Below are 25,663 nucleotides of genomic sequence, written 5' to 3'. Positions count from 1 at the left end.
GTGTTAGGTAAACATCAAATTTTCATGAATCGCTTCACATTTATCAGACAAGGGATACGCCGGTATCAACGATCCGCCTTTTAATTGTACTGTTTCTCGTAATATTTTTGATAGTCACCGCTGGTTACATTCTCAAGCCATTGTTTGTTTTCTAAAAACCAGTCGATGGTCTTAGAAAGGCCTTCTTCAAAAGTGACGGAGGGCGACCAGCCCAATTCTTTATTGATTTTACCAGCGTCGATCGCGTATCTCAAATCGTGGCCGGGCCTGTCCTTCACAAAAGTGATGAGTTGTTCGCTGGTTCCGGCATCGCGGCCCAGTTTTTCATCCATCTGCTGGCAAAGTAATTTTACCAGATCGATGTTTTTCCACTCGTTAAAGCCGCCCACATTGTATTTTTCTGCATTTTTTCCTTCATGAAAAACCAAATCAATAGCGCGCGCATGATCAATTACATACAACCAGTCGCGGGTGTACTTTCCGTCACCATAAACCGGCAGCGGCTTATTATTAATGATATTATGGATCATTAATGGAATTAGCTTTTCGGGAAAATGGTTCGGTCCGTAATTGTTGGAGCAATTCGTCAACACCACTGGCAAACCATAAGTGTCGGCATAAGCATACACAAAATGATCGGACGATGCTTTGGAAGCCGAATAAGGTGAGTGCGGGTCATAGGCCGTTTCTTCCGTGAAAAAGCCGGTATCGCCCAGGGCGCCATACACTTCGTCTGTTGACACATGATGAAAGCGCTTTCCGTCAAAATCAGATTTCCATAATTCTTTTGCAGCGTTGAGCAAATTCACGGTGCCTATCACATTGGTATACACAAAATCTAACGGCGACGTAATTGACCGGTCGACATGGCTTTCTGCCGCCAGGTGAATAACGCCATCGGGCTGGTGTTTTTCAAAAACGGATTTTACAGCGTCCGCGTCCACGATATTTACTTTCTCAAAAATGTAGTTGCTTTTGTCTTCGATGTCTTTTAAGTTCTCAAGATTTCCTGCGTAAGTGAGCGCATCCAGATTAATAATCTGGTAATCGGGGTATTTATTTACGAATAATCTCACGACATGGGAGCCGATAAAGCCCGCCCCGCCGGTGATGATAATGGTCTTGCCTGCCATAGTAGGATAAAAATTTTAATAGTAAACAGATTGCAAATATAGTCGTATGCCTGCTTACCGTGAAATTGTCATCAATCCCAAATCGCAATTTTGCGTATATTTAAAGGTTTAGAAAAATAGCTATGAACCTACGTTACCGCTCGCTGGATATATTTCGAGGCGCTACGGTTTGCCTCATGATTTTGGTGAATAACCCCGGAAGCTGGGGCCATATCTATGGGCCGTTAAAACATGCGCCCTGGCACGGCCTCACGCCGACCGATTTGGTTTTTCCTTTTTTCCTGTTTGCGGTGGGCAATGCCATGGCTTTTGTAATTCCTAAATTAAAAACGGCCGGAACAGCTTTTTTCTGGCGAAAAGTAATCAAAAGAACACTGATTATTTTCGGCATCGGATTGTTCCTCAACTGGTATCCTTTCCTGCGCTGGCACGAAGGTAGCCTTGAATTTATCGGGTGGGTGAACCAGCACAACCCCGAAAAAGGCGTTCGCATTTTTGGCGTGCTGCAAAGGATCGCCGTCTGTTATTTCTTTGCATCGGTTATCGCTTATTTTCTAAAACCCAGGGCGGCCTGGTTTGTTTCGCTACTGCTTCTGTTGGTGTATTGGATCGTTTGCGTGGCCGGGAACCCCATCGATCCTTATAGCCTGGAAGGTTGGGTAGGAACGGGCATTGACAAAGCGATGCTCGGCCTGCCTCATATGTATCGCGGAGAAGGGGTTCCGTTCGATCCGGAGGGATTGTTGAGCACCGTTCCCGCTATCGTAGAAGTAATTTTGGGCTATTTTGTGGGCAGTTTAATTAAAAACAATGCGTCGGCCGACGACCCCAATGCCATTTTCAAAACGCTTACGACGCTGTTTGTCGCCGGTCTGACATTGGTTGTTACCGGCTTATTTTGGGATTTAACCTTTCCTATCAACAAAAAAATATGGACCAGCTCCTATACGGTTTATACGGTTGGCCTGGCTACGCTCACCTTATCCGTCATGATTTACCTGGTTGAAATAAAAAACTATAAAGGCTTCCCCACGCGTTTTTTTGAAGTTTTTGGAAAAAATCCGCTGTTCATTTTTGCGCTCAGCGCTTTTCTGCCTAAAACCGCAGCTTTGTTTACCTCTGATACCGGCGTTAACTTTTGGAATTGGTTCTATAAAAAAATCTATATCCATATTCCCGGCGATCCCCGATTGGGGTCATTTCTTTATGCGTTGACCGTTATCATATTTATGTGGGCCATTTGTTATTGGCTCGACAAAAAGAAGATTTATATCAAAGTTTAACCCTCGGCACGCATCAGCATATTTTCAAATGAAAGCCGATCAAGTATTTGCCAGCTTTTATAGCCGTCAAGCCTTTTCAAAACCAGCATCTCGCTCATTACGAAGGTAGCGGCAAAGGTTTTCCCGCTAAAGCTTTCCCAGGTTTTTACAAACTGAAAGGGCTGCAGCCCTTTTGCTATCGTAACCCGCGGGGAAGCATTCAGGCGCAACTCTTGAATCCCCGACAAGGCGCCCTCTATTTGCTTCACGAGTTTCAGCACTGGCTGCTCTTCTTCAATATTGATAAAAATTTCCTCCGTCTCAATATGATTAAAATTTTTCAAATGTATTTTAAAGGGCATAAACCCCAAAGCAACCTTTCGCAAAGCATCCATCACCGCTTGCTCGGATGATTGCTGTAAGGGGAAAGCAGCCACATAGATGAAAGGTTCTCCGGAAGCTACCACCAATCCTTTGTAAGCCGCATCCAGCTCCATTTTTATGGCGGCCACCTTCTGCTTTACCGCTTTTGGCAAATCGAGGATCAGGCGATAATCGCTGCCCGGATTGTATAACAGGCTGTCTTTCATCTCTTATTATTCCTATTTTATAAGACAATACCTATGCCATTTTGCCGTTAAAATCTCTTAAAAAAACGGACTAACGCAGCGCTACGCTTATTTTTGCAAAACTTATGATCAGAAGCAAAGAAAACCGGTTAGTTAGATTAGATAAAAACGTTCAAAAACCATCAACGCGGTCGAAAAAAAACCGTGTCGTGTCTTTGGCAGTTCTTGCTGTGTTGGCGGCGGCGTTTGGATTAACATCTTGTACGCAAAACAATGTAACCGAAGACGATATGCCCGAGAGGTTTTTCCAGGAAAATAACCTGCGCGGCACTTTCGCCATGTTTAACAACGGCACCGGCGTTTTCACAGTTTATAATTTAAAGAGATATCGCGACAGCACTTATTTGCCGGCATCGACTTTTAAAATCATCAATTCTTTGATCGGGTTACAAACCGGTAAAATTTCCAGCGACAGTATGGTAATACCCTGGGATGGCGTTGAACGCAGCGTTGCCGCCTGGAACCAGGATTTGAATATGTACCAGGCATTTCGCGCTTCTGCTGTTCCTTATTATCAGGAAGTAGCGCGCCGCATTGGAAAAGACACCATGCAGTTTTGGCTGGATTCCTTAAAGTATGGCGCGGGCACGGATAAGAAAAACTATAAAATCACGAAGATCGACACCTTTTGGCTCGACAATTCTTTAAAAATAACGCCTGATCAAAACCTGGGTGTGGTGAAGCAGCTTTATTTTGATGAACTTCCATTTTTTAAAGTTTACCAGCAGAAAGTGAAGCACGCCATGCTTTTTGAAGATAATGCCAATTATAAATTAGCTTATAAAACCGGCTGGGCGCAGACAGAACAAAACCATGCATTGGGGTGGATCGTAGGATGGATCGAAGAAAATAAACACCCTTATTTCTTTGTGCTGAATGTAGAATCAGACGACCCCAATTATGACATGAAAGAAGTACGCCTGAAAATGTTAAAGGATATTTTAAAAGCGTATGGATTTTTTGAAGGGCGTATGTAGCTGCATCGAGTTGCTTTTGTGAGGTCGTGGTATTGTATTTGCGGCATAACTTCAAACTATGGCATTTCAGTTTCAATATATTTTCTTCGTTTGGCTCGGCCTTGCCATCCTCTTTTTCCTATTGCTCTTTTTCAACGTCAGGCGTTGGAAGCAGCGGGTGATTAAAAGAATGGGTGATCCTTCTTTGGTGAAAACGATGATGTATCGCTATCGCCCGGGTCGCTTCAATTTCAAATTCCTGCTTCTTTGCATCACTTTTCTTTTTGGGGTGCTCGCCGTGATGAACCTGCGTAAACCTTCGAGCGGCGATGGCATTAGCCGCGAAGGCATTGACGTCATTTTCGCCTTGGATGTCAGCCGAAGTATGCTGGCAAAAGATATTGAACCCAACCGCCTCGAACGTGCCAAGCAATTGATCAGCAAATTGATGGACGCCTTGCCCGACAGCAGGGTTGGCCTGATCCTTTTTGCTGGTAAAGCATATGTGCAAATGCCGCTCAGCGCCGACCACAGTGCCGCGCAAATGTTTATAAGCGAAGCCTCGCCCGACGGCGTTCCGATGAAGGGGACAGTGATCAGCGATGCGCTTGATGAAAGCCTGCGCGCATTTGGCGAACGCGATACCAAATACCGCGCCGTGGTTTTAATCTCAGACGGAGAGGATCACGACGAAGAAGCTATCGAAAAATCGGAAGAACTCGCTCAGCGCGGACTGATGGTAAACACCGTGGGCATCGGCTCTCCCACCGGGAGTTTTATTCCTGATGATTCGACCCGGGGAAATAAAATTGATGAAGAAACCGGTGTGGAAATTATTTCAAAACTAAATGAGGCCGAGTTGAAGCAGATTGCCGCTAACACAAAAGGCGTTTATGTTCATTTACAAAACAGCGATGAAGCGGTAAAACAAATCACAAGCAATCTTTCGCAAATCGATAAAAAAGTAACCGGCGACGCCAACCTCATGAGTTTCTCTTATTATTTCTGGGTATTTGTGGCACTCATGATCGGCCTGTTGATCTGGGAACAATTATTACCAGAGGGCAAGAAAAAAGCAGGAAAATAGCTGCATCCATAAAAATGAAATTTTACCTAACCATATTTCTTTTAACAGCGACAAAATTACTATTGGCGCAAAGCCCGCAAGCTTTCATTAAAGAAGGCAACGATTTTTTTGCAAAGGGGCAGCTTAACGAAGCCGTGGCGAGCTACGACAAAGTCACCGATGAAAAATACCGGTATGTTGCGTTAATAAATAAAGGCACCGCGCTTTTCAAGCAGAAAAAATTAGACGACGCCATCAAAACCTATCAAAAAGTCAGCGCTGCTGAAGCAGCCGGCGCGGCGTTAAGATCTGGCGCTTATTACAATACCGGCGTGGTTTATAGCAATCAAAAAGATATTGAATCAAGTATTGAGGCTTACAAAAATGCTTTACGCCTCAACCCCAGCGATACGAAGGCGAGAGAGAATTTACAAAAGGCGTTATCAGAACGAAAGCGCAGCGGCGGTGGCGGCGGAGCCGATCAACCCAATCCGGCAGCCCAGTCAAAACTCAATAAGAACCAGGCGCGTCAGCAGCTGGACCGGTTAGAACAAAAAGAAAAAAATACCCAACGCAAAGTAGCTGGTAAAAAAACCCCGTTTGGCGGCAGCGTAGGGAAAGACTGGTAGTTTTTATCTGATTATTGCGCGGGAGGCTTTACGGCCTGCCGGGCGAGCAACACCCATTTGCTTCCCTGCTTTTGCCACACAGTCATCACTTTCAGGGTCACGTGTCCCGGCTTATTATTATCATTTGTATCGGCGTCAAACAGGTGGCGGACGATAGCCGTGGTTCCGGCAATATCAACGGTTTGATCCGTAATTTTTATGCTTACAAAATCGGAGGCGCCCGTTTTAAAAGTTTGTAAAAATTGCTCTTTGGTTTCTATCTTTCCGCTCGAGTGGCCATAAGTAAGTTTAGGCGCTGCCAGGCTATGAAGCGCCTGCAAGTCGCTATCTTCCAAAGCTTTTATAAACTTCGAAACGGTCGCTGTTACCTGATCTGCGTAGCTGCGCTGCGCATTTACCGACAGGCCGCAAACAACGGCCAGCATAAGAACTAAATACTTCATCCGCATATTTTTTGTGGTTTTATGGGTCGAAAAGAACTTTTATTAAACTTTCATTCTCTGTTTGATTAAAAATGAAAATTCAATAATAAACGTTGCATTGTATTTTACTTTTATTTTTTGCGTTGACAATCTGGTGTCGAGCAATGAGCTACCAGTGCGCGATTTCAGTAATACCGCCAATCGCCTTATCGCCGATTTTTACTTTCACCTGCGCATCCAGCGGCAAGAGCAAGTCGACACGTGAGCCAAATTTAATAAATCCCATTTCTCCGCCCTGCTTTACCTGGTCGCCTACCGACAAATAATTGACGATGCGCTTGGCCAATGCACCGGCAATTTGCTTGGTTAAGACCTCTTTATTGCCCACACGGTAAACATTGGTGTGGCGTTCGTTTTCAGTCGACGATTTTGGATGCCAGGCTACCAGGTATTTTCCTTTGTGATATTGGTTGTAAACGACTTCGCCGCTCACCGGGTTGCGGTTCACATGCACATTCAAAGGGCTCATGAAAATAGAAACCTGGATTCTTCTGTCTTTAAAATATTCATCGGCCTGCACTTCTTCTATCACCACCACTTTTCCGTCGCAGGGCGCTATGACCGCTTGTTCGCTATCTGTATAATTTCTGCCGGGAATCCTGAAAAAAGATATGACCAATCCCAATACGACCGCAGCGACAATCAAAAGAAAGTAAAAAATAATGGGATAAGAAGGGTATAGCAATTTATACGTACAAAAATTTATCAACAGAAACAAAACTACTGCGATAATAATCGAACCCTTCCCTTCGCGATGCAACGTCATGAATTAAGATATTTTTGTGCTGCAAATTTAAGTGATAATGCCGCGAATGCACGAATAAGCTAAAAATATTCGTGCATTCGCGGCAAATGGTTTCCGACCGGGAATGTGGGTAAGAAGCAAAACTATTGGTCCGTCACCTGAAAAGTAATGGGCTGTTTACGATAAGCTTTCACCTCGCCTTTGTTTTGAAAAGCTGGTTTCCATTTTCCTGATTTTTTGATCACGCGAATCGCTTCCTCCTCCATGCCAAAACCCTTGTTGGTCAAGGCTTTTATATCGCTTACAGTGCCGTTGATATCTACTACAAACTGAATCACAACCGTGTAAAGGCCTGGTGCCGCACCATTGTCTACCGCCACCTGGCCAGACAAATTTCTTTCCAGGAATTTCTTCCAATCGCCGATGTAAGAGGCTTCAATTTCAACGCTTGTAAAAGGTAGCTTTGACGCTTCTTTTTTCACCGATGTAATTAATCCTTTCTCCCCGTCCCGGTCCTCGGGCGGCACCACTATATCTACGTTGCTGATGCCATCCTGAGTAATATTACTGATTTTGGAAACCATCAGTTCATCTTGGGTAGGCGGCGGGTCAACAACCATTTCCTTCGTTACGATGGGTGTTGTAAAGTCAGTCGTTTTAATTTTCGGCGCTTCAATTTTTACAGGAGGGGGCGGCGGCGGCGGTGGCGGCAGCTTTTCCTCGAGGGGTTTGATATTGGCGATTTCGAGGTCTTCATAAATCCTCACCTTATCGCTATCATTCGCTTTTGCCAAACTGTTCTTCAGCCATGCGCCTCCCGCGATAGCCATGAAGATGCCGACTGTGATTAGCATAGCTTTTATCAGCCGGTGCTGATAGTGGGTGCGCAGCTCATAAGCGCCATAACTTTTATTACGGCCGTCAAAAACGATGTCGAGAAAATCTGCTTCGAGAATTTTTGCTGTTTCCATGTGTAGTTGTTTTAAAATTTGATGAGTTGATGAATCGCAGATCAGCGGCCCCTGCGGCCGGGACATAGCGATGCCATGATCCCGATGGATTTATTTTTTTGAGTCTTAATAATTCTTATGAAGTCTCCCGGATATCTTTCTTTTCGGGCAAATGCATCCCCGCGCGCGGACGACTGGCCATTTCATGGAAAACGTGGCCATCGCTTTATAACCGTCTTCCTATCCTCGTGTTGTGTTCAATTGTTGGATGTTTTTCTATAATCATCAATAGTTGGCAACGGCATTTGCGCTACTGGTTTTTATATCGATTTTATTGATTGGATTTTCTTTCTGCCTTTTTAAAAGTTCTGTAAACAACCGGCGGCCAGCACACTTCATCTCCAGTTATAAATTTTAATTTTTTGAACACTCCTCTTTGCTACAGTTGTAGTTTAACATTGAGAAGCATTGATGCATTTTTTCCATAAAAAAGCCTCGCAGAAAAATTACTGCGAGGCGATATTAATTTATAAAAAGAAAAATAAGAAGCATTAAAACTTATGACCGGCGTCATGACGAACACCCGCTGTGCTCTTGCGTTAAACGGCCTCTTTCATTAGTTCTTCAACCAAACATTATTCACGCGGTTCCAATCCGGAAGTTTATTATCAGGATCAATTTTTACTTCTTTGATTTCTGAGCTGGTAGCAACGGTGAAGGTGTATGTGCCGCCGCGCTGCCAAATTTCAACAGGCAGTGAAACGCGCTGCTCGTTTCCGTTTGCTTCCTTTACTGCCACTACTACAGGCATGGGCATTTGCTCCAGGTTCTCGATGGTAATGGCCGCGCCGTTGGCAGGTAGTTTGTCTTTATAAGCCACATTTTTGACCGCCTGATCTATTTTCCAGGTATTCAAAACCCAGCCACGCCAGAACCAGCCCAGATCCTCTCCCGCTACATTTTCTATCGTATGGAAAAAGTCCCATGGCGCCGGATGTTTAAACGCCCAACGATGTACATATTCTTTAAAGGCCGCATCGAAACGTTCGGGGCCTAATACCTGATCGCGCAGCGCATTCAACATTTGAGATGGTTTGTAATAAGCCGTAACACCCAGGCTCCTTTGCTGAACCGCGTCGGGAACGGTATACAATCCATCGATATTTTCGCCGAAAGACCCTTTGCCAGCATCAGGCGCCGGCTGCTTGCTATCAAACTCTCCGTTATTGAACGCCTCCGTTGAAAGCCCATTTATAAACGTATTAAAGCCTTCATCCATCCAGGCGTATTTTCTTTCATTGCTACCCACGATCATCGGAAACCAGGTATGCCCAAATTCATGATCCGTTACGCCCCAAAGCCCACGACCTTTCGCACGGTAACCGCAGAACACGATGCCCGGATATTCCATGCCACCAACAATGCCCGCCACATTTACCGCTGCGGGATAGGGATATTCAAACCATTTGTTAGAATAGTGTTCGATGGATGCTTTGGTAAATTCTGTGCTGCGTTCCCAACCGTCGTTCCCAATAGATTCGACGGGATAAGCGCTCAGCGCCATGCATTTTTTGCCGCTGGGCAAATTGATTTTTGCGCCGTCAAAAACAAATGCTTTGGAAGCAGCCCAAGCGACGTCGCGCGTACTTTTTATGCTAAAACGCCAGGTGTTGGCGGCTTTTGCAGGCTTCACCTTTTTATTCACTTCTTCCTGGCTGCGAATAGTAACGGTTTTTTCGCTGTTCTTTGCCTCCGCATATCTTTTAGCTTCGGTGGCGGAAAGACATTCGGCGGGGTTTAAAAGCTCGCCCGATCCTACGACAATCATATCCGCAGGCGCCGTCACCGAAAAATCAATGTCGCCATACTCGAGGTAGAACTCGCCCTGGCCCACATAGGGCAACACATTCCATCCCTGCAAATCGTCGTACACACACATTCTCGGAAACCATTGCGCAATTTCATACACCCAGCCATTTTTGGTTTGCAGGCGCCCCATGCGGTCGGTTCCATAAATCGGCACTTCAAACGACCATTCAATGTTCAATTTTATCTTTCCTGCATTTTTCAATTCTTCTTGCAGCCAAACCTGCATGCGCGTGTCTGTTATCGTGTATTTAGGCGTATATTTCTTACCGTTCCATTCGACCGAAATTGATTTAATCACGTCGCCTTCGGTGAACCCGGTATTCGCCCAGCGGCCGCCTGCAGCCGTTGTTGTTGCGGAGCCGCGCGAATCCTTACGATAGATATTCTGATCTACCTGTAACCATAAAAATTGGAGATCATCGGGACTATTATTGGTATAGGTCAGTTCTTCTTTGCCCGACACAGTATGGCTACCGGTATCGATGATGCAACTGATTTTGTAGTCAGCGCGGTTTTGCCAGTATTTGGGGCCAGGCTCGCCCGAAGCGCTTCGGAATTCATTGCCCGGATAAGGATAAAACTGTGGATTAAACGCTTCTTTAGCGTTGTAGGCCGACCCCGCGTTTTGTCCAAACGACGTCATAGCCAGGGCCGTCAACAGAATGGAAAGTAAATATTTATGCATTATGTAAAAAAATTTAAAGCACCGAATTTACGGCAAAATGAACGATTTAGATCTTGAGCACAGGCAATTTGTGATGAACGGTTGGCGCATTTCCATGCGCAGCAATTAAAAAGACAGTACCACTTTTGCCTCCGGATAAGCCAGTTTGACGCTTTTTCGCCGGCCTTCATAAATAAAATGGATGATATTCATCTGATCATCAAAAATGTCGAACAATACCGTTTTTTGTAGTTCAATTCGATGCGGATTAAAAGAATCGGCCGGAGCAATGCTATAAACAATCACCGCTTCGTGATCAATTTCCCAGCCGTAAAGCTGTAGCGGCAGCGATTTATTGCCTGCTTTAATTATGAGATGCTCGTTGATATATGTTCGGATCAGGTCGGTCATCTGCGGCCGCAGCTCCTTGTCGCACAGGTTTATTTTTTGCCGGTAAGCTTTTGTAAGCGCCCGTTCAAAATCGTCGGTAAAAATTTTGGTACTGATTTCAATGCGCTTTGCTTTGGCATCGTATTCCATTTCGGTTGCGCTTACATGATATGGATGTACATTTGCGGCGAGCAAAAACAAACTTAACAACCAATTATTCAACAACAATATCATTGACATATTTTGTAAAAATACTAATATGACAAAAGATGGGCTTCATTCGTTGCGTGACCGGCGCTTTGAAAACGACGACGCTCAACAGGAAAGTTTAAATAAATCTTTGCCTGGTATGAAAACTTCCGGCTTAACATTTCCATTTATAACCTTATCTAGTTCTTATGACAGACTTTAGTTTCTATTTCACCGAAGGCTGGAAACATATAATCAGCACAGATGCTCTGGACCATCAACTTTTCATCCTGGCCCTGGCTGTGGTTTACACGTTCTCGGACTGGAAGAAAGTTTTAATTCTGGTAACCGCTTTCACCATCGGGCATTCGCTCACACTGGCATTGAGCGTGCTCAACCTGATCCGCGTGCCTTCAGCATGGGTCGAATTTCTGATTCCGTTGACTATTGTGCTCACGGCGCTTTGGAATCTGATCTACGGCAAACCATCGAAAAAAGTCAATGTTAACTATTTCCTGGCGCTCTTTTTCGGTTTGATCCACGGTTTGGGTTTTGCCAACACCATCCGGATGATGCTGGCGAGCGATCAGTCATTTGGCTGGGGCCTGTTTGGATTCAATCTGGGACTGGAGGCGGGCCAGGTTGTGGTAGTGCTGCTAATTCTATTACTTGGCAAACTATTGCTCGATATCATTAAAATTCCTCAAAGAATTTATATTTTCGTAGTATCGCTGGCAGTTTTTGCTTTCGCTGCTAAAATGGCGATAGATAGAATCCCTATCTGATAAAAATCTAAAGACATCCGAAGAACCGCTTTTGAGCGCAGGCTTTTGAATGTCGTTAATAAAATATACTTAATTGGAATACATGTCAAAACTTTCATTGTTAACTGCGTTCGTATTGCTTGCTGCAAATGTGGGTGCGCAGGATATTAAGAATAATCCGGGCAATAACCACGGCAATAAGTTTGAACAACTGGGCACCATTCTTCCCACACCCAATGAATATCGAACCGCCAGCGGCGCACCAGGCTCGAAGTACTGGCAGCAGCGATGCGATTATAATATCAAATGCGAGCTCGACGAAAAAAACAATTTGCTTACCGGCAGCGAAACGCTTAATTATTTTAATAATTCGCCGGATGAATTGAGCTATATCTGGATTCAACTCGACGAAAACGAACATAGCAACCGCAATAACGCCAATTATCAATCCTCCTCTTCTTTGCCCACTGCTATGACAGATGAAGGCCTCGAGCGGATGGTCGAAGCAACCGGCGCTTCGGATAATGGCCTCGGCGTAAAAATAAAAACCGTAAAAGACAATGCCGGCAAGGACTTACCATATACCATCAACAAAACGATGATGCGCGTGGATCTGCCTACGCCGTTAAAGGCCGGACAACGCTTCATCATGAAAATCGATTGGTCTTATAAAATTACCGACCGCATGAAACAGGGAGGCCGCGGAGGTTTTGAACATTTTCCTGAAGATGGCAATAACCTTTACACGATGGCGCAATGGTATCCCCGCGTTTGTGTTTACAGCGATTTCCAGGGATGGCAGCACCATCAATTTACAGGCCGTGGAGAGTTTGCGCTTACTTTCGGAAATTTTGAAGTAGCCATGACCGTGCCCGCAGACCACATCGTGGGCGCTACCGGCGAATGCCAAAATTATCAGCAGGTGTTGAATGCTACCCAAATGGCGCGCTACAAACAGGCGCAGGCTGCAAAAGAACCGGTGGAGATTGTAACCCTCGCCGAAGCCACAGCAGCTGAAAAATCTAAAAGCAGCAAAACAAAAACCTGGATTTTTAAAGCAGATAATGTGCGTGATTTCGCCTGGACCTCTTCCCGCAAATTTGTATGGGACGGTATGTCACAGCTTATCAATGGAAAGAAAATCATGTGTATGAGCTTTTACGGCAAAGAAGCTTATCCGCTTTACCGCAAGTTTTCAACGCGTGCCGTGGCGCATACTATTAAAACCTATTCAGACTTTACCTTTCCTTATCCCTATCCCGTTGCGCAAAGCGTGGAAGCCGCGAACGGCATGGAATATCCGATGATTTGTTTTAATTACGGCCGCACCGAAAAAGACGGCACCTACAGTGAAAGCGTAAAGAACGGGATGCTTGGCGTCGTTATCCACGAGGTAGGACACAACTTTTTCCCGATGATTGTTAACAGCGATGAGCGCCAATGGTCGTGGATGGACGAAGGGTTGAACAGCTTTGTAGAATATCTTACAGAAGAACTTTGGGATAATAAATTCCCCACCAAGAAAGGCTGGGCTGGCGCCATTGTCGATTATATGAAATTGCCCAAAGACCAGCTGGAGCCCATCATGACCAACTCCGAAAACATTGTACGTTTTGGCCCGAATGCTTACACCAAGCCCGCCACAGCACTAAATATCCTGCGCGAAACCGTTATGGGCCGCGAACTCTTCGACTTTGCCTTTAAAGAATATGCAAGGCGCTGGGCGTTCAAACACCCGACACCCGCCGATTTGTTCAGAACAATGGAAGACGCCAGCGGCGAAGATTTGGACTGGTATTGGCGCGGTTGGTTTTACGGAATCGACCCTGTTGACATTTCGCTCGATACGGTGAAATACGCAAAGGCCGATTTAAACAGCCCCCTGCCTTCCCCCCGATCCATAAAAAGAAAAGTGGACGCGCCGGCGCAAAATCCTTACGATGATATCTCTAAAATCAGGAATCGCGAAGACAAAAACATTCATTTTTACACAGACGAATATCCCGAAGCCAGAGACTTTTACTGGCAATATGCACGCGGCCAGCAAAAGGTAGACACGACGCAGACTTTTGTAGTGGAACTGCCTATGCTCATCACGTCGCTAACGCCGGAAGCGAAGGAAAAGTTTGCGAACAGTTATTTTTACGAATTAAGCTTTAGCAATAAAGGCGGCCTGGTAATGCCCATCATTATCGAATGGACTTTCAAAGATGGCTCTAAAACAATCGACCGTATTCCCGCGCAGATATGGCGCCATAATGAAGAGAAAGTTACTAAAATGTTTGTGAAACAAAAAGAAGTGGCCTCCATCCAATTAGATCCGCTGCGCGAAACGGCCGACATCGATCTCACCAATAACAGTTGGGGGAAAATGCCGGCGCCCACCAGGTTTAAAGCATTTTCTCAAAAAAAGGAAAACGAACCGCGTCGTGGCCAAAGCGTCGGTAAAAACCCGATGCAGTTGGCTCAATAATCTAAACTCCCTCCCTCTAAACCCATTGTATGTTTAAAAAAATAGGACTCGCGCTGATTGCCTGTGCGCTGGTGGTTGCAGCCTTTGGGCAAAAACAGCCAAATATTATTATTATATTGAGCGATGATGCAGGCTATGCCGATTTCAGCTTTCAATCAGACCGGCTGATTCCTACGCCGCATATCGACCGGATCGCAAACGAGGGTGCAAAGTTTACCAACGCCTATGTTTCGGCAAGTGTGTGCTCACCTTCGAGAGCGGGGCTGTTAACGGGGATCAACCAACCGCAGTTCGGTCATGTTTCTAATTATATCAAAGGTGTGAAATACAGCATTGAGCAAGGCCAATACGGCATTCCACACAATGTTAAGATCCTGCCGGAATACTTAAAGCCATTGGGCTATGCCACGGCTGCCTTTGGAAAATGGCATGAAGGATTTGCTACAGAATTTCAGCCGCAAAACCGGGGCTTTGATCATTTCTGGGGATTTTTGTGGGGCAGCAATAATTATAATCCAGGCACCGCTAAAGATGTCATGGAAAATAACCAAACCGTTGACCCGGCGACCATCCCCTACATGACCGACGCCATCACCAATGAGGCGCTTTCCTTTCTCAGCAAGAATGATAAAAAACCTTTCTTTTTGTATGTTGCTTACAACGCTGTTCACAGTCCGATGCAGGCAAAGCCGGAGCACCTAAAAATGTTTCAGGATAAATTTCCCGACGATAAAAAGCGGGCCACCCTGGCAGCCATGACCTATTCGCTTGACGAAAACGTCGGTAAAATCCTTTCGCACCTCGAGAAAACAAAGCAGTTGGAACATACGATTATTTTCTTTTTAAATGATAATGGCGGATCCGATCATATTGCCGCCAGCAATTTTCCGCTGCGTGGTTTTAAAGGTTCTCTTTACGAAGGAGGAATCAGAGTGCCCTTTGCAGTGAGATGGCCTGGTCAAATAAAGGCGCAAACGGTTTGCAATACCACCGTATCGTCTTTAGATATTTTACCCAGCATTATGGATGCCGTGGGTTTGCAAAAACATAATGTAGAAGGTGTTTCTGTTTTAGAATCAGTACTGCATCCGCAAAGCTATGACAGCAGAACGTTGAGATGGAAAACCGGCCAACGAAGTGGCGCCATCAGAACAGGAAACTGGAAATTGATTGTCAATGAAGATAAGGAAGAGCTCTACGACCTGGGCGCCGACCCCTCCGAAAAACAAAATTTACTAACATCCCAACCGAAAGTTTACAAAGCTTTGAAAGCAAATTACGAGCAATGGTTTTCATCGCTACCGCCCGCTTATTTTTATCCCGTCTCTGGAAGCAGTGCGTGGAAAACGGCGGTAAGTCCCAATGAAACGCGTCCATAAATCGGTTGTATCCACTGGTAGATTTTTAAAGAAGATGGAAGCTCATACTACTGAAACATAGCTTCGGCATGTGCGACGCTTTCTGGCTTTCCCACATCTATCCATCTGTCCCCGGCATGATCGAAGCCGGTAATTTTGTTCGACTTCGCCAGCTCGAGGTAAAGATCAATTAAAGAAAATTTTCCGCTGAGTTGGGTGCGTTCAAAAACCTCATATTCAAACACGGCCACGCAGTCATAGGATTTAGCAATAAGATTTTCCTTTGCGATAGCCATACGCTCCTCGCCGGTTGTAATATTACGCCAGCCGCAAAGCTGATTTTGTCCGTCAAACAAAAGCTGTCGCGAAGTAGCCCTGTTGCTAACGGAAAATGAGATTAAGGATTGTTCTTTCTCATGAAACGCCACGAGCGCGGCTATATCAAGATCGGTTAAAATATCGGCGTTGCAGGTAATAAATCTTTCACCGGGTTTAAATAAGTCTTTCGCATGCAACAAACCACCGCCGGTTTCAAGTACCAGGGCCCTTTCATCGCTTATAGTAATATCGCTGCCCCAACCCCGATGTGCTTGAACAGCGGCTTCTATCTGGTCTGCAAAATGATGCACATTCACAATCACCTGTTTGATGCCATATTGCTGTAGATAAGCGATGTTTCTTTGCAGCAGGGACTTGCCATTTACCGGCGCCAATGCTTTTGGATGCTGATTGGTCCAGGGCTTGAAGCGCGTTCCCAGCCCGGCACAAAAAATCATAGCTTGTGAAATATCGATAGATGATGACGCTTTACTCATAAAAATTATCCGTTCAAAAATTCGCTAAGAATTACACCAGTTTTTGGCATCCTGCACACAGTGCTGCAACGCTACTTGCACCTTGAATTTATTTCGAAGGTGGCGGGCCAATGCATCGGCTGCATACACACTTCTATGCTGGCCGCCTGTGCAACCAAAGCTAACATATAAACTGTCGAACCCGCGCTTGATGTAATCTTCCACACTAATATCAACCACGTCAAAAACGCTATGTAAAAACACCGGCATTTTGGTTTGCTGCTCGAGATATTGTATCACTTCTTTATCGCGTCCTGTCTGGCATTTCATGCTTTCCACACGGCCCGGGTTCAAAATGCCACGGCAATCAAATACAAATCCGCCGCCGTTTTCAGCATCCTCAACCGGCAAACCCTCTTTAAACGAAAAGCTGCAAACCTTTACCACCAGCGGTGTTTCAGAAGTGGCCTGCACCGGCGTAAACTGCTGGATAATGGCTTCATCAACACAAAGCTGCAATACTTTCTCAAATTCAGGCAGCGCAATGCCCATCGGGTGCGTGGCGACAAATGTTCTTAAATTTTTTAAGGCTAGCGGAATGCTTGTAAGAAAATGGGCTTTCCGTTCAAACAGGCCTCTAAAACCATAAGCCCCCAACACCTGCAACAACCGGATCAACACATAACCATTGTATTGGCTTAAAAAATTCAATTTGTTCAGAGGCTTGTCCAGCAAGGGTTCCAATGCTGCAATATAATCTTCCAGCAGGCGCTGCTTCCAGTCATCGGGCAGTGCTGCCCGCGCCTGCCACAATAGTGAGGCCACATCATATTGGGGCGCACCATTCATGCCGCCCTGGTAATCTATAAAATGGACCGAGCCGTCGTCTTTCACCTGGATGTTCCGGCTTTGAAAATCGCGAAACATAAAAAATTTGTGATCCGTATGAGTGAGATAGGTGCTGAGCGCTTCAAAATCATCGATAAGTTTTTGTTTATCGTAGGGCCGGCGCAGCGCATCTAAAAAATAATATTTGAAATAGAGCAGGTCGGCCATAATAGCCTGCTTACCAAATTCGCTATTAGTAAGGCATTTGCTATAATCCATTCCCTTATCGCCTTCTACCTGCAAGCGCGCCAGTTGTTCGAGACTTTGTTTAAACAAACCATATACTTCATCGGTGTAGCCGCCCGCTTCGAGACGATTGATAAGCGACACATCGCCAAAATCTTCCTGCAAATAATATTGCCGGTCATCGCTAACCGCGTATATATTGGCGGTTGGGAGCTGCTTTGCCGCAAAATGTTCTGAAAAATAAAGAAAAGAATTGTTCTCAGGCACGTTGGCGCCATAAGTGCCAATGACCGAACTTCCATCTTTATCCCAGATCCGGAAATACCGGCGTTCACTGCCTGCTTGTTGCAAAACGTCTACAGAAGCGGGTTTAGCGCCGCTCCAGGTTTCAAATAAATGTTCAATAGCTGCTATTTTTTCCTGCATCGGACAAATGTAGCAGGATTTAAGGATTTACAAATTTCTTTAACCTTTTTTTGAATGGCGCGCTTGTCTTTGAGACCTGAAGGAGACAGTCGAACGGACCATTTTATTATCTTTAACGCAAACAAATGATATGCCCGTAATATTACCCGTGAATGGAAAAGAACCTCAATTTGGAAAGGCCTGTTTTGTTGCCCCGAACGCCACTATCGTGGGCGATGTTATCATGGGTAACGAATGCAGCATTTGGTTTAATGCGGTTTTACGCGGCGATGTCAATTTTATAAAAATGGGTGATAAAGTCAATGTGCAGGACGGAGCCTGCGTCCACTGCACTTTTCAGGGCGCCAGCACCACCATCGGCAATAATGTATCAATCGGGCATCATGCTATTGTGCACGGCTGTACTTTACACGATAATGTGCTGATCGGCATGGGAGCAATCGTGATGGATCATGCCGTGGTGAACAGCAATACCATCATCGCCGCCGGCGCCGTAGTGCTTGAAAACACGATATGCGAAGCCGGCAGCATCTATGCGGGCGTACCGGCCAAGAAAGTAAAAGATATTTCGGAGGAATTAGTGAGCGGCCAGATAAACAGGATTGCCAACAACTACGTGAAATATAGCAGTTGGTTTGACGGGGTCAACGAAGCGCCCTAATAGCGTATCAGCATTCAATCGTGTGTTGGTTGCTATGAATAGCGCGCAATTTATTTATAAATAAAAACCTCAATCTTTCCGTCAGTAGTAACAGTGCCCCGATACATGCCCTCTGTGTTGAAAGGCATGGCTGCGTTTCCGTTTCGGTCTAAAATGATGAGGCCTCCGCTACCGCCCATATCAGCCACTTTTTTCAAAACCTCTTCGGATGCCTTTTTTATATCATACGCTTTGTAAGCGATCAAATCGCAGACGGTCTTCGCAACGGCATTTCTAATAAAGTATTCGCCCCATCCGGTGCAAGACACACCGGCGGTATTATTATCGCAATAAGTGCCCGCGCCAATGATCGGTGCGTCTCCGATACGGCCATATTTTTTATTGGTCATGCCGCCGGTAGAGGTTCCTGCCGCGAGGTTTCCCGACCGGTCAAGCGCCACGCAACCGACGGTACCAAATTTTTCATCGACAACAGACGGGCTCAGCTTTGACGACATTTTTCCGGCTGCTGCCTTTGCTGAATCGGCACTCAGCGCACGTTGCAAGGCCCGCCACCGATCCTCGGTTTTGAAATAGGCAGGGTCCACCGTTTCGAGTCCGCAGTCTTGGGCAAAACGTTCTGCCCCGCGACCCGCCATCAATACATGCTCCGACTTTTCCATGACGGCCCGCGCTGCGCTGATAGGATTCTTGATAGTTGTAACGCCTGCTACGGCCCCGGCTTTCAGTTCCTCGCCTTCCATAATTGAAGCGTCCAGTTCATTCGTTCCGGCATTTGTGAAAACAGCTCCCTTTCCCGCATTAAACAAAGGGTTATCTTCTAAAATATGAATAGCTGCTTCAACGGCGTCGACACTGCTGCCCCCGCGTTTAATGATATTATAACCTGCCTGTAGCGACTGCCTGAGCGCTTCCACATACAGTTGTTCCTTTTCTGCCGACATATTTTTTTTCAATATCGTGCCGGCTCCTCCATGAACGACCATGACATATTTCTGTGACTGCGCCCTGCTGCTGAAACAGCTAAGACAACATACTAAAAAAATCAAAAAATTCAGCCGTTTAATCATCTTGTTTGATTTACCATTAAAAGTAGCTTTTATGCCTGATGTTGTGGGAAAAATTAATTAGAAAGACCGGGAGTCAATATGGGTTATAAGACACTTACTCCCCTTTTAAAAAAAATGTCTAAACATTGTTTTACTATTTTAAAAAAGATATCCGCAGCTAACGTAAAATCTCCGCCGCATTTTTTATTGCACCAAATTTTATAACTTTATGCTTTTATAACCAATAAATTCTAACTGCTCACCTATTGAATTTCTTCGCGTGCAGCCAATGCAAATAAAAGGACAGAAGGGTAGCAAGGACGTGGGTGCTATACGTTTTAGCACTGCAGCTGAATTCGAATTGATGTATCGTCAATACTGGTTTGAAGCTTATTCCGTTGCTTATAGAAAGCTGGGCTCCCGGCAGGACGCGGAGGATGCTATCCAAACTTTATTTAAAAAAATATGGGCTAACCGCGACACACTGCAAATAAAAGACATGGGCGCCTACCTGGCTGTTTCCGCGAATAATATTGCAACCGACCTGCTGCGTAAAAAGCAGAAAGATAAATTGCTTAAAGACGCATATATGCGGATAAGGGCTGAAAAAGATGCTCCCACTGCCGAGCAATCCGTTCACGCAAAGGCATTGCAGAAAGAAATAGAAAACGCTGTTCTACTTTTGCCCGTTAAAACACAAACGGTATTTCGCCTTACACGCTACGAGCACAAATCCGTAAAAGAGGTGGCCGCTCAACTTCACCTTTCAGAAAAAGCGGTAGAATATCATATCACCAAGTCGCTGCGGCATATCAAATCTTTCCTGAAAAAGATGCTTCAAATATTTTTTTAATTTTTTTTAGGGGTAAGCTAGTTTCCTTCGTCAATATTGAAAGGGAGCGGAAAACGTGTGATAAATGCGCTTCGAAAAAAACAGGTCGTAGTTATGAGTCGCGATGAATTTGACTTTTTATTGGAAAAGTATTTGCTGGGGAAATGCTCCCCCGTTGAAGAACAGCGTGTGCTTCGCTGGTATCACCAGCTCATTCATGAAAGTCAAATAAACTTATCAGAAAAGGAGAAAAAAGATATCGAAGATCGTATATGGGTATCCATTGCTTCCGAACTCGGCTCCCCGCAGTGCGCAGATACGCCGCAAATAAAAAAACAACCGCTGTTTCATGGATGGCAGCGCGCTGCCGCTGCTGTTTTTTTGCTAATAGTGGGGGGTGCAATTGCGTATATACTTACCCGTAATGCGCCTCAAATAGAGCTGCAGGCTGATGGAAGCGATGTGCCATCCACTTATTTAAAAATCTTTAACGCGGGAAAAAATGAAAAAGATTTTTTGCTTGCGGAAGGTTCTGTCGTTACGTTAGAGCCCGGCAGTATGCTCCGCTACCCTGCAACGTTTACGGATAGCATTAGGGAAGTGTACTTGCAGGGCGATGCTTTTTTTAATATACATCACGATGCCGCAAAACCTTTTTTTATACACACGGCCGATGGCTTACTCACGCGCGTGCTAGGCACCAGTTTTTATATAAATCAGAATGAAAGTGCGCATACTACAACCGTTAGTGTGGTAACCGGTCGCGTCGGCGTATACGAAGAAAAGAAAGGGTTAGATAGAACACAGTTGCCGCCCAATAGCATTGTGATTACACCCAACCAAAAAGTAGCATTCAATGCAAAAAGCAAGCGCTTTGTCACGGCGCTGGTAGAAGATCCCAAGCCGCTGGAAGATCATAAAAAGCAAATAAATAACGAGTTGAACTTTACCGGCGACAGACCTTTGGGAAGTGTGCTTCAAACGTTAAGCAGGGTGTATGGCGTAAGTATCACAGCTGAGTCGGAAGCTGTAGCCAAATGTCCTTTTACCGGCGATATACGCAACTATGACCTTTATAAGCAACTATCCATTATCTGCCGGGCGCTCAATAATTCTTATGAAATAAACGGAACCAATATCGTAATAAAGGGAGCTGGCTGCAAATGATATTTACAGCCTTTAACAATCCCGCCAAAATGTTATTAAAAAATATTGCTGTATGAATTCACAAACGATTTAAACTTAAGCAGGCGTCCATTTTAGATTTTATTCCCTTTCGTAAAAGGCTTTATGCTTCCTTTCTCAGTTAGCGACAGGCGACTGAATGTGGAGCCCGATGTAAAAAGCCGGCCAATGCTGCCACATTGCCGGCGAGTTACCCAGGAAAGGGTATGTTCTTGCCGTTAATCCATAACAAAACAAAAACGATTAAAAGTATGAAAAAAACTAATTCGCGGTATTTAATTACTACTGTAATGAGGATTTCTTTACCATTATTTATTTTGATCTTTACTCTTGGTATTGCAGCGGCGCGGGATGGAAACGCGCAAGCGATGCTAAAAAAACAAATCAAATTGGAGCGTTCCAATGTTAAACTGAAAGATGCTTTAACCGCTATTCAGAAACAAACCGGAATTTCATTCATTTATAGTTCAACAATGATCGAAACCGACAGAATGATCAGTTTCGAAGGAACCTCGGTAGCAGATTTTTTAAACAGAGGATTAGCTCCGAATAACATTTACTACCGATTGATAGACGGAAAAATCTTGCTTTTTGCCAAAAAAGACCCCGCTCCTTTAAAGATAAACGCCACTATAAAAGGGCATATTAAAAGTGACAAGGGTGATCCGCTTTCCGGCGTGTCGGTTACTTTGACGGGAACCAGCTATGGCACTTCGTCCGACGAAAACGGGAATTTTCAACTATCAGGAATTCCAGCTGGCAAATACGTTATTCATTTCACATACGTTGGCTATTTAGCCCAAAACCAGGAAATTACTATTGGCGAAAGTGAGGTTGTGCTCCATATTACACTCAGGGAAGACGTGCTGAAATTACAAGAGGTGGTTGTGACAGGAACCGGGAATCCCCAGAAAAAAATAGAAAGCAGTGTTGCTATTACTTCCCGCAGTTCGAGACAATTGGCGTTGCAGGCGCCCCTCAACAGCGCCGATGTATTAAAAACCGTTCCCGGCCTTTCAGCAGAAAGCAGCGGTGGTGACGGACCTGGGAGCATCCGGGTAAGAGGGCTGCCTGGTGGCGGATATATTTACCTGGGTATCATGGAAGACGGATTGCCTGTGTTACCAACGGGCTATTCATCGCTTCCTTCAGCTGACCAATATTTCAAGTTTGATGCAACGGTAAAAAACATGGAGGCTATTCGTGGCGGCAATGCGGCCATCATCACTTCCAATACGCCCGGGGCAGTGATCAACTATTTATCCCAGACTGGCGGCCCCAAGCCCTATGGATCAGCAAAACTCACTTCCGGGTTATCACAAGGCCTCTACAGGCTGGACATGAATACAGGCGGCCAGTTCAACGATAAATGGCAATATAATATCGGCGGGTTCTATCGCACTGATAATGGCATTAAAAGCCCTGCGTTCACAGCAAACAGAGGTGGGCAGTTAAAGTTTAATGTGACACGAAGACTGGGCGACCTTAACCAGGGTTATCTACGTTTTTATGGCAAATTTCTAAACGATCGTGCGCAATGGTTACTGCCCGCGTTTTATGGTTATCAGAAAGGCAGGCACTTGAGCAACAAGCTTCCTTATTTCGACAACTTTACTGAAACTTTGATGCCTAACGAATACAAATTTCAAGCAACTATTCCTGGCAATCAAACGGTCGACCTGGACTTGTCAGACGGGTTCCACACCAAAGTGCTTTACGGCGGCATGCTGTTTCATTACCGAACCAAAAACGACTGGGTGATTAACAATAATTTTCGCTACCAGGATGGCAAAATGAAAGCTAATGCCAGCATAGCTACCTCACCCGTGGCTTTTAGCGATAGTAGAACTTACTATTATACAAATGGTACTGAATTACAAAACCCTTCCGGTTATTATACTGTGCAGCAATTGAGTACTACACAGCGTAATGATAAGCAGATCATAGATTATCTCGATTTTACTAAGAAACTGGGCCTTCACAGCCTTACACTTGGTGCAGGCATGTACGTTTATGATTTCACAAGCGAAGGAATCGCATTCATCACTAACACAGAGATTAAAGATAACCCTTCGGTTTTACTTGTGGGATCACCCGATGCACAGAAATTAGTACCTGTTGCAAATACAAGCAAAAGCGGCCATACTAAATTTGATGGCATTTCAGGTATGTATTCAGGATACGTTTCTGATCTGATTAAAGTGAACAGATGGTCCTTCGACCTGGGTTTCAGATTTGATTATAACACACTGAATGGCCACCGCGCCGTGTATAGCGGAAAATCAACCCGGTCAGGCGGCAGCGGCTTTGTTATTGACGCGCTTTCACCTTTTAAGGAAGACCTCTCCTATTGGTCCACTTCGATAGGGGTTAACTATAAACTGAACGATTATGCCGCGGTTTTTGGCCGGGGCACCCGAACCTATAATGCCTTTACGATTGACAATTATGCCGCGGTCGACGCAAATCCGACAGGACTAAAAAAGCGGCGGATTTTATTGGGTGAGCTGGGCATGCGGTATGCGCAGCATAAACTCGCGTTGTTCTCATCCATCAGCTACTCGAGCGTAAACAATTTCCCTTTAAGAATAGGTGTGCCTGGTGCTGCACCCGGCACGATTATTAATCAGTCGACCTTCGGTTCATCAAGAACTTATAGTTGGGAAACAGAAATTTCTTATGAACTATTAAAAGGTTTGAACCTGCGCGGCCTTGCAACGATCGAAAACGCGAGATTCACGAGCTACGACATTACAGTAAGCATGGACGCGGACCCCGCCATTGCCGGCACCGCGTTGAGCTGGAAGGGTAACCGGCCCGAGCGCCTGCCGGCGACAAATTTTCAATTGGGGGCGACTTATGATTACAAAGGTTTTAATCTCTACGCCAATGCCATTTTTATAGGTAGCCGATGGTCGACCAATGCTAATACCTACAAGCTGGACGGATACAATGAAATAAACACCGGGCTCGGATACACTTTTAATAAAAAGGTGGAATTGCGAATGTGGGTAAATAACCTGGTCGACTCGCGCGGGCTCACCGAAGGTAATGTTCGGGGAGAACAGTTTATAAATGTCAACGATTTGCAAAACGGACAGCTTATGCTCGGGCGTGCTATACTTCCCCGCAGTTACTGGGCTTCTATCAGCTTCACTTTCTAAAAAACTAATGCTTCTTTCAAACAGCAGCGGATATAACGCAATATCCGCTGTCCTTATTTTCTATCAAAAAAATGAAAAAATATGAAAGCTATACTTTTCCTTGTGCTGCTTTTAGGGTTTAATGAAAAGCTTCTTGCTCAACAACCCCCATCTCAAAAAATAACTTTCTACATCGTACGACACGGCGAAACATTGCTGAATAAACTCCATCGCGTTCAGGGGTGGGCAGATGCACCATTAACAGCAAATGGAACAAAAGTAACAAAGGCCCTGGCTCATGGATTGAAACACATTGGCTTTAAAGCTGCTTATAGCAGCGATCTTGGGCGTGCAAAAGAAACAGCTGGTTATATCCTTCAACTACAGAATGACACGACACTCACACTGAGCGAAACGCCAGCGCTGCGTGAAAGCTGTTTCGGAAGCTATGAGGGAAGCGAAAATAAAACAATGTGGACAGATGCAGCGCTATACCTGCATTATGTATCAGTAGAAGCGTTATTTGCAGACATGCAAAAACCCAATAGACTTCCGGATGTGCTTGCCGCTATCAAAGAACTCGATACATTAAAAATAGCAGAAGATTTCAAGGATGTTGCTACGAGGATGAAAAACTGGATTATAAAAACAGCCAACTCTTCAATTGAGGAAGGTGGTAACGTGTTGGTAGTTTCACATGGGATAGCGATCAATGCGTTATTATCTGTGCTAACTAAAGATCACTTTGTGCATCAACCACTCGCCAATGCGTCAGTAACTAAGGTCGAATATGAAAATGGAAAATTTACAATCCGCTCTGTAGGTGATATGAAATATGTTGAAGCTGGACTTAAGGCAGTTGAATAGATCAGCACCTGCGCTTCATATCGCTTCAAAAAAATGACATTGCCAAAAAGTCATCCAGCTTTCCAAAAAGAAG

At 45.0% G+C, this 25,663-nt stretch carries 22 protein-coding genes; 12 read left to right on the top strand and 10 right to left on the bottom strand.

Going from position 1 to position 25,663, the window contains the following annotated elements; genetic code table 11:
- Positions 1 to 80: 80 nt before the first annotated feature.
- Positions 81 to 1,133 (bottom strand): dTDP-glucose 4,6-dehydratase, encoded by a 1,053-nt coding sequence (gene rfbB / locus ABDK00_RS01835; RefSeq protein ID WP_346237802.1) that lies wholly within the window; start codon positions 1,131 to 1,133, stop codon positions 81 to 83.
- A gap of 122 nt (positions 1,134 to 1,255) precedes the next feature.
- On the opposite strand from rfbB, the gene ABDK00_RS01830 reads away from it, so the two are divergent.
- Positions 1,256 to 2,416, top strand: a complete 1,161-nt coding sequence (locus ABDK00_RS01830; protein WP_346237801.1) for an acyltransferase family protein — start codon at positions 1,256 to 1,258, stop codon at positions 2,414 to 2,416.
- On the opposite strand, the gene ABDK00_RS01825 is transcribed toward ABDK00_RS01830, so the two are convergent.
- Positions 2,413 to 2,985 (bottom strand): 2'-5' RNA ligase family protein, encoded by a 573-nt coding sequence (locus tag ABDK00_RS01825; protein WP_346237800.1) that lies wholly within the window; start codon positions 2,983 to 2,985, stop codon positions 2,413 to 2,415. The two genes, ABDK00_RS01830 and ABDK00_RS01825, sit on opposite strands and share 4 nt — an antisense overlap.
- A gap of 188 nt (positions 2,986 to 3,173) precedes the next feature.
- On the opposite strand from ABDK00_RS01825, the gene ABDK00_RS01820 reads away from it, so the two are divergent.
- Genes ABDK00_RS01820 through ABDK00_RS01810 form a run of 3 tightly spaced genes read left to right on the top strand, consistent with a single transcriptional unit; the run spans position 3,174 to position 5,675 of the window.
- Positions 3,174 to 4,001, top strand: coding sequence for a penicillin-binding transpeptidase domain-containing protein (locus ABDK00_RS01820; RefSeq protein ID WP_346237799.1), 828 nt, complete (start codon positions 3,174 to 3,176; stop codon positions 3,999 to 4,001).
- A gap of 58 nt (positions 4,002 to 4,059) precedes the next feature.
- Complete coding sequence (locus ABDK00_RS01815; RefSeq protein ID WP_346237798.1) at positions 4,060 to 5,067, top strand: VWA domain-containing protein; 1,008 nt, start codon at positions 4,060 to 4,062, stop codon at positions 5,065 to 5,067.
- A 14-nt stretch (positions 5,068 to 5,081) separates the two neighbouring features.
- Entirely contained in the window at positions 5,082 to 5,675 is a 594-nt protein-coding gene (locus ABDK00_RS01810; protein ID WP_346237797.1) for a tetratricopeptide repeat protein, read from the top strand.
- Positions 5,676 to 5,686: 11 nt separating this feature from the next.
- Here the strand turns inward: ABDK00_RS01810 and ABDK00_RS01805 are convergent, their stop codons facing one another.
- The 5 genes from ABDK00_RS01805 to ABDK00_RS01785 form a co-directional block, all read right to left on the bottom strand.
- On the bottom strand, positions 5,687 to 6,118 hold the full coding sequence (locus ABDK00_RS01805; RefSeq protein WP_346237796.1) for a nuclear transport factor 2 family protein: 432 nt from the start codon (positions 6,116 to 6,118) through the stop codon (positions 5,687 to 5,689).
- A gap of 148 nt (positions 6,119 to 6,266) precedes the next feature.
- Complete coding sequence (locus ABDK00_RS01800; protein WP_346237795.1) at positions 6,267 to 6,923, bottom strand: phosphatidylserine decarboxylase family protein; 657 nt, start codon at positions 6,921 to 6,923, stop codon at positions 6,267 to 6,269.
- A 122-nt stretch (positions 6,924 to 7,045) separates the two neighbouring features.
- Entirely contained in the window at positions 7,046 to 7,873 is an 828-nt protein-coding gene (locus ABDK00_RS01795; RefSeq protein WP_346237794.1) for an energy transducer TonB, read from the bottom strand.
- A gap of 595 nt (positions 7,874 to 8,468) precedes the next feature.
- Entirely contained in the window at positions 8,469 to 10,406 is a 1,938-nt protein-coding gene (locus tag ABDK00_RS01790; protein ID WP_346237793.1) for a M1 family metallopeptidase, read from the bottom strand.
- 105 nt (positions 10,407 to 10,511) lie between these two features.
- Entirely contained in the window at positions 10,512 to 11,015 is a 504-nt protein-coding gene (locus ABDK00_RS01785; protein ID WP_346237792.1) for a DUF6702 family protein, read from the bottom strand.
- A 158-nt stretch (positions 11,016 to 11,173) separates the two neighbouring features.
- Here ABDK00_RS01785 and ABDK00_RS01780 point away from each other — a divergent pair, with 158 nt between their 5' ends.
- From ABDK00_RS01780 to ABDK00_RS01770, 3 genes are all read left to right on the top strand, one after another.
- Complete coding sequence (locus ABDK00_RS01780) at positions 11,174 to 11,749, top strand: HupE/UreJ family protein (protein ID WP_346237791.1); 576 nt, start codon at positions 11,174 to 11,176, stop codon at positions 11,747 to 11,749.
- 82 nt (positions 11,750 to 11,831) lie between these two features.
- Positions 11,832 to 14,201 (top strand): M1 family metallopeptidase, encoded by a 2,370-nt coding sequence (locus ABDK00_RS01775; protein ID WP_346237790.1) that lies wholly within the window; start codon positions 11,832 to 11,834, stop codon positions 14,199 to 14,201.
- 29 nt (positions 14,202 to 14,230) lie between these two features.
- A complete protein-coding gene (locus ABDK00_RS01770; RefSeq protein ID WP_346237789.1) occupies positions 14,231 to 15,580 on the top strand; it encodes a sulfatase-like hydrolase/transferase in 1,350 nt (449 codons plus the stop codon).
- A 47-nt stretch (positions 15,581 to 15,627) separates the two neighbouring features.
- Here the strand turns inward: ABDK00_RS01770 and ABDK00_RS01765 are convergent, their stop codons facing one another.
- Entirely contained in the window at positions 15,628 to 16,374 is a 747-nt protein-coding gene (locus ABDK00_RS01765; RefSeq protein ID WP_346237788.1) for a nucleotidyltransferase family protein, read from the bottom strand.
- A gap of 24 nt (positions 16,375 to 16,398) precedes the next feature.
- Positions 16,399 to 17,853: a RapZ C-terminal domain-containing protein gene (locus tag ABDK00_RS01760; protein WP_346237787.1), complete on the bottom strand. Its 1,455-nt coding sequence runs from the start codon at positions 17,851 to 17,853 to the stop codon at positions 16,399 to 16,401.
- Positions 17,854 to 17,983: 130 nt separating this feature from the next.
- Between ABDK00_RS01760 and ABDK00_RS01755 the strand changes: the two genes are divergently transcribed.
- Entirely contained in the window at positions 17,984 to 18,514 is a 531-nt protein-coding gene (locus ABDK00_RS01755; protein ID WP_346237786.1) for a gamma carbonic anhydrase family protein, read from the top strand.
- A 50-nt stretch (positions 18,515 to 18,564) separates the two neighbouring features.
- On the opposite strand, the gene ABDK00_RS01750 is transcribed toward ABDK00_RS01755, so the two are convergent.
- Entirely contained in the window at positions 18,565 to 19,500 is a 936-nt protein-coding gene (locus tag ABDK00_RS01750) for an isoaspartyl peptidase/L-asparaginase family protein (protein ID WP_428400554.1), read from the bottom strand.
- 352 nt (positions 19,501 to 19,852) lie between these two features.
- On the opposite strand from ABDK00_RS01750, the gene ABDK00_RS01745 reads away from it, so the two are divergent.
- From ABDK00_RS01745 to ABDK00_RS01730, 4 genes are all read left to right on the top strand, one after another.
- On the top strand, positions 19,853 to 20,416 hold the full coding sequence (locus ABDK00_RS01745; protein ID WP_346238302.1) for a sigma-70 family RNA polymerase sigma factor: 564 nt from the start codon (positions 19,853 to 19,855) through the stop codon (positions 20,414 to 20,416).
- A gap of 93 nt (positions 20,417 to 20,509) precedes the next feature.
- Positions 20,510 to 21,562, top strand: coding sequence for a FecR family protein (locus tag ABDK00_RS01740; RefSeq protein ID WP_346237784.1), 1,053 nt, complete (start codon positions 20,510 to 20,512; stop codon positions 21,560 to 21,562).
- A gap of 269 nt (positions 21,563 to 21,831) precedes the next feature.
- Entirely contained in the window at positions 21,832 to 24,744 is a 2,913-nt protein-coding gene (locus ABDK00_RS01735) for a TonB-dependent receptor (RefSeq protein ID WP_346237783.1), read from the top strand.
- 81 nt (positions 24,745 to 24,825) lie between these two features.
- Positions 24,826 to 25,590 carry a histidine phosphatase family protein gene (locus tag ABDK00_RS01730; protein ID WP_346237782.1) on the top strand — a complete coding sequence of 255 codons (765 nt, stop codon included), beginning with the start codon at positions 24,826 to 24,828 and terminating at the stop codon, positions 25,588 to 25,590.
- Positions 25,591 to 25,663: the final 73 nt, after the last annotated feature.

This window comes from Niabella insulisoli, from assembly GCF_039652435.2.
GTDB lineage: Bacteria > Bacteroidota > Bacteroidia > Chitinophagales > Chitinophagaceae > Niabella > Niabella insulamsoli.
The sequence above is the reverse complement of the archived record's forward strand: the minus strand, read 5'-3'. Positions and strand labels throughout refer to the sequence as shown.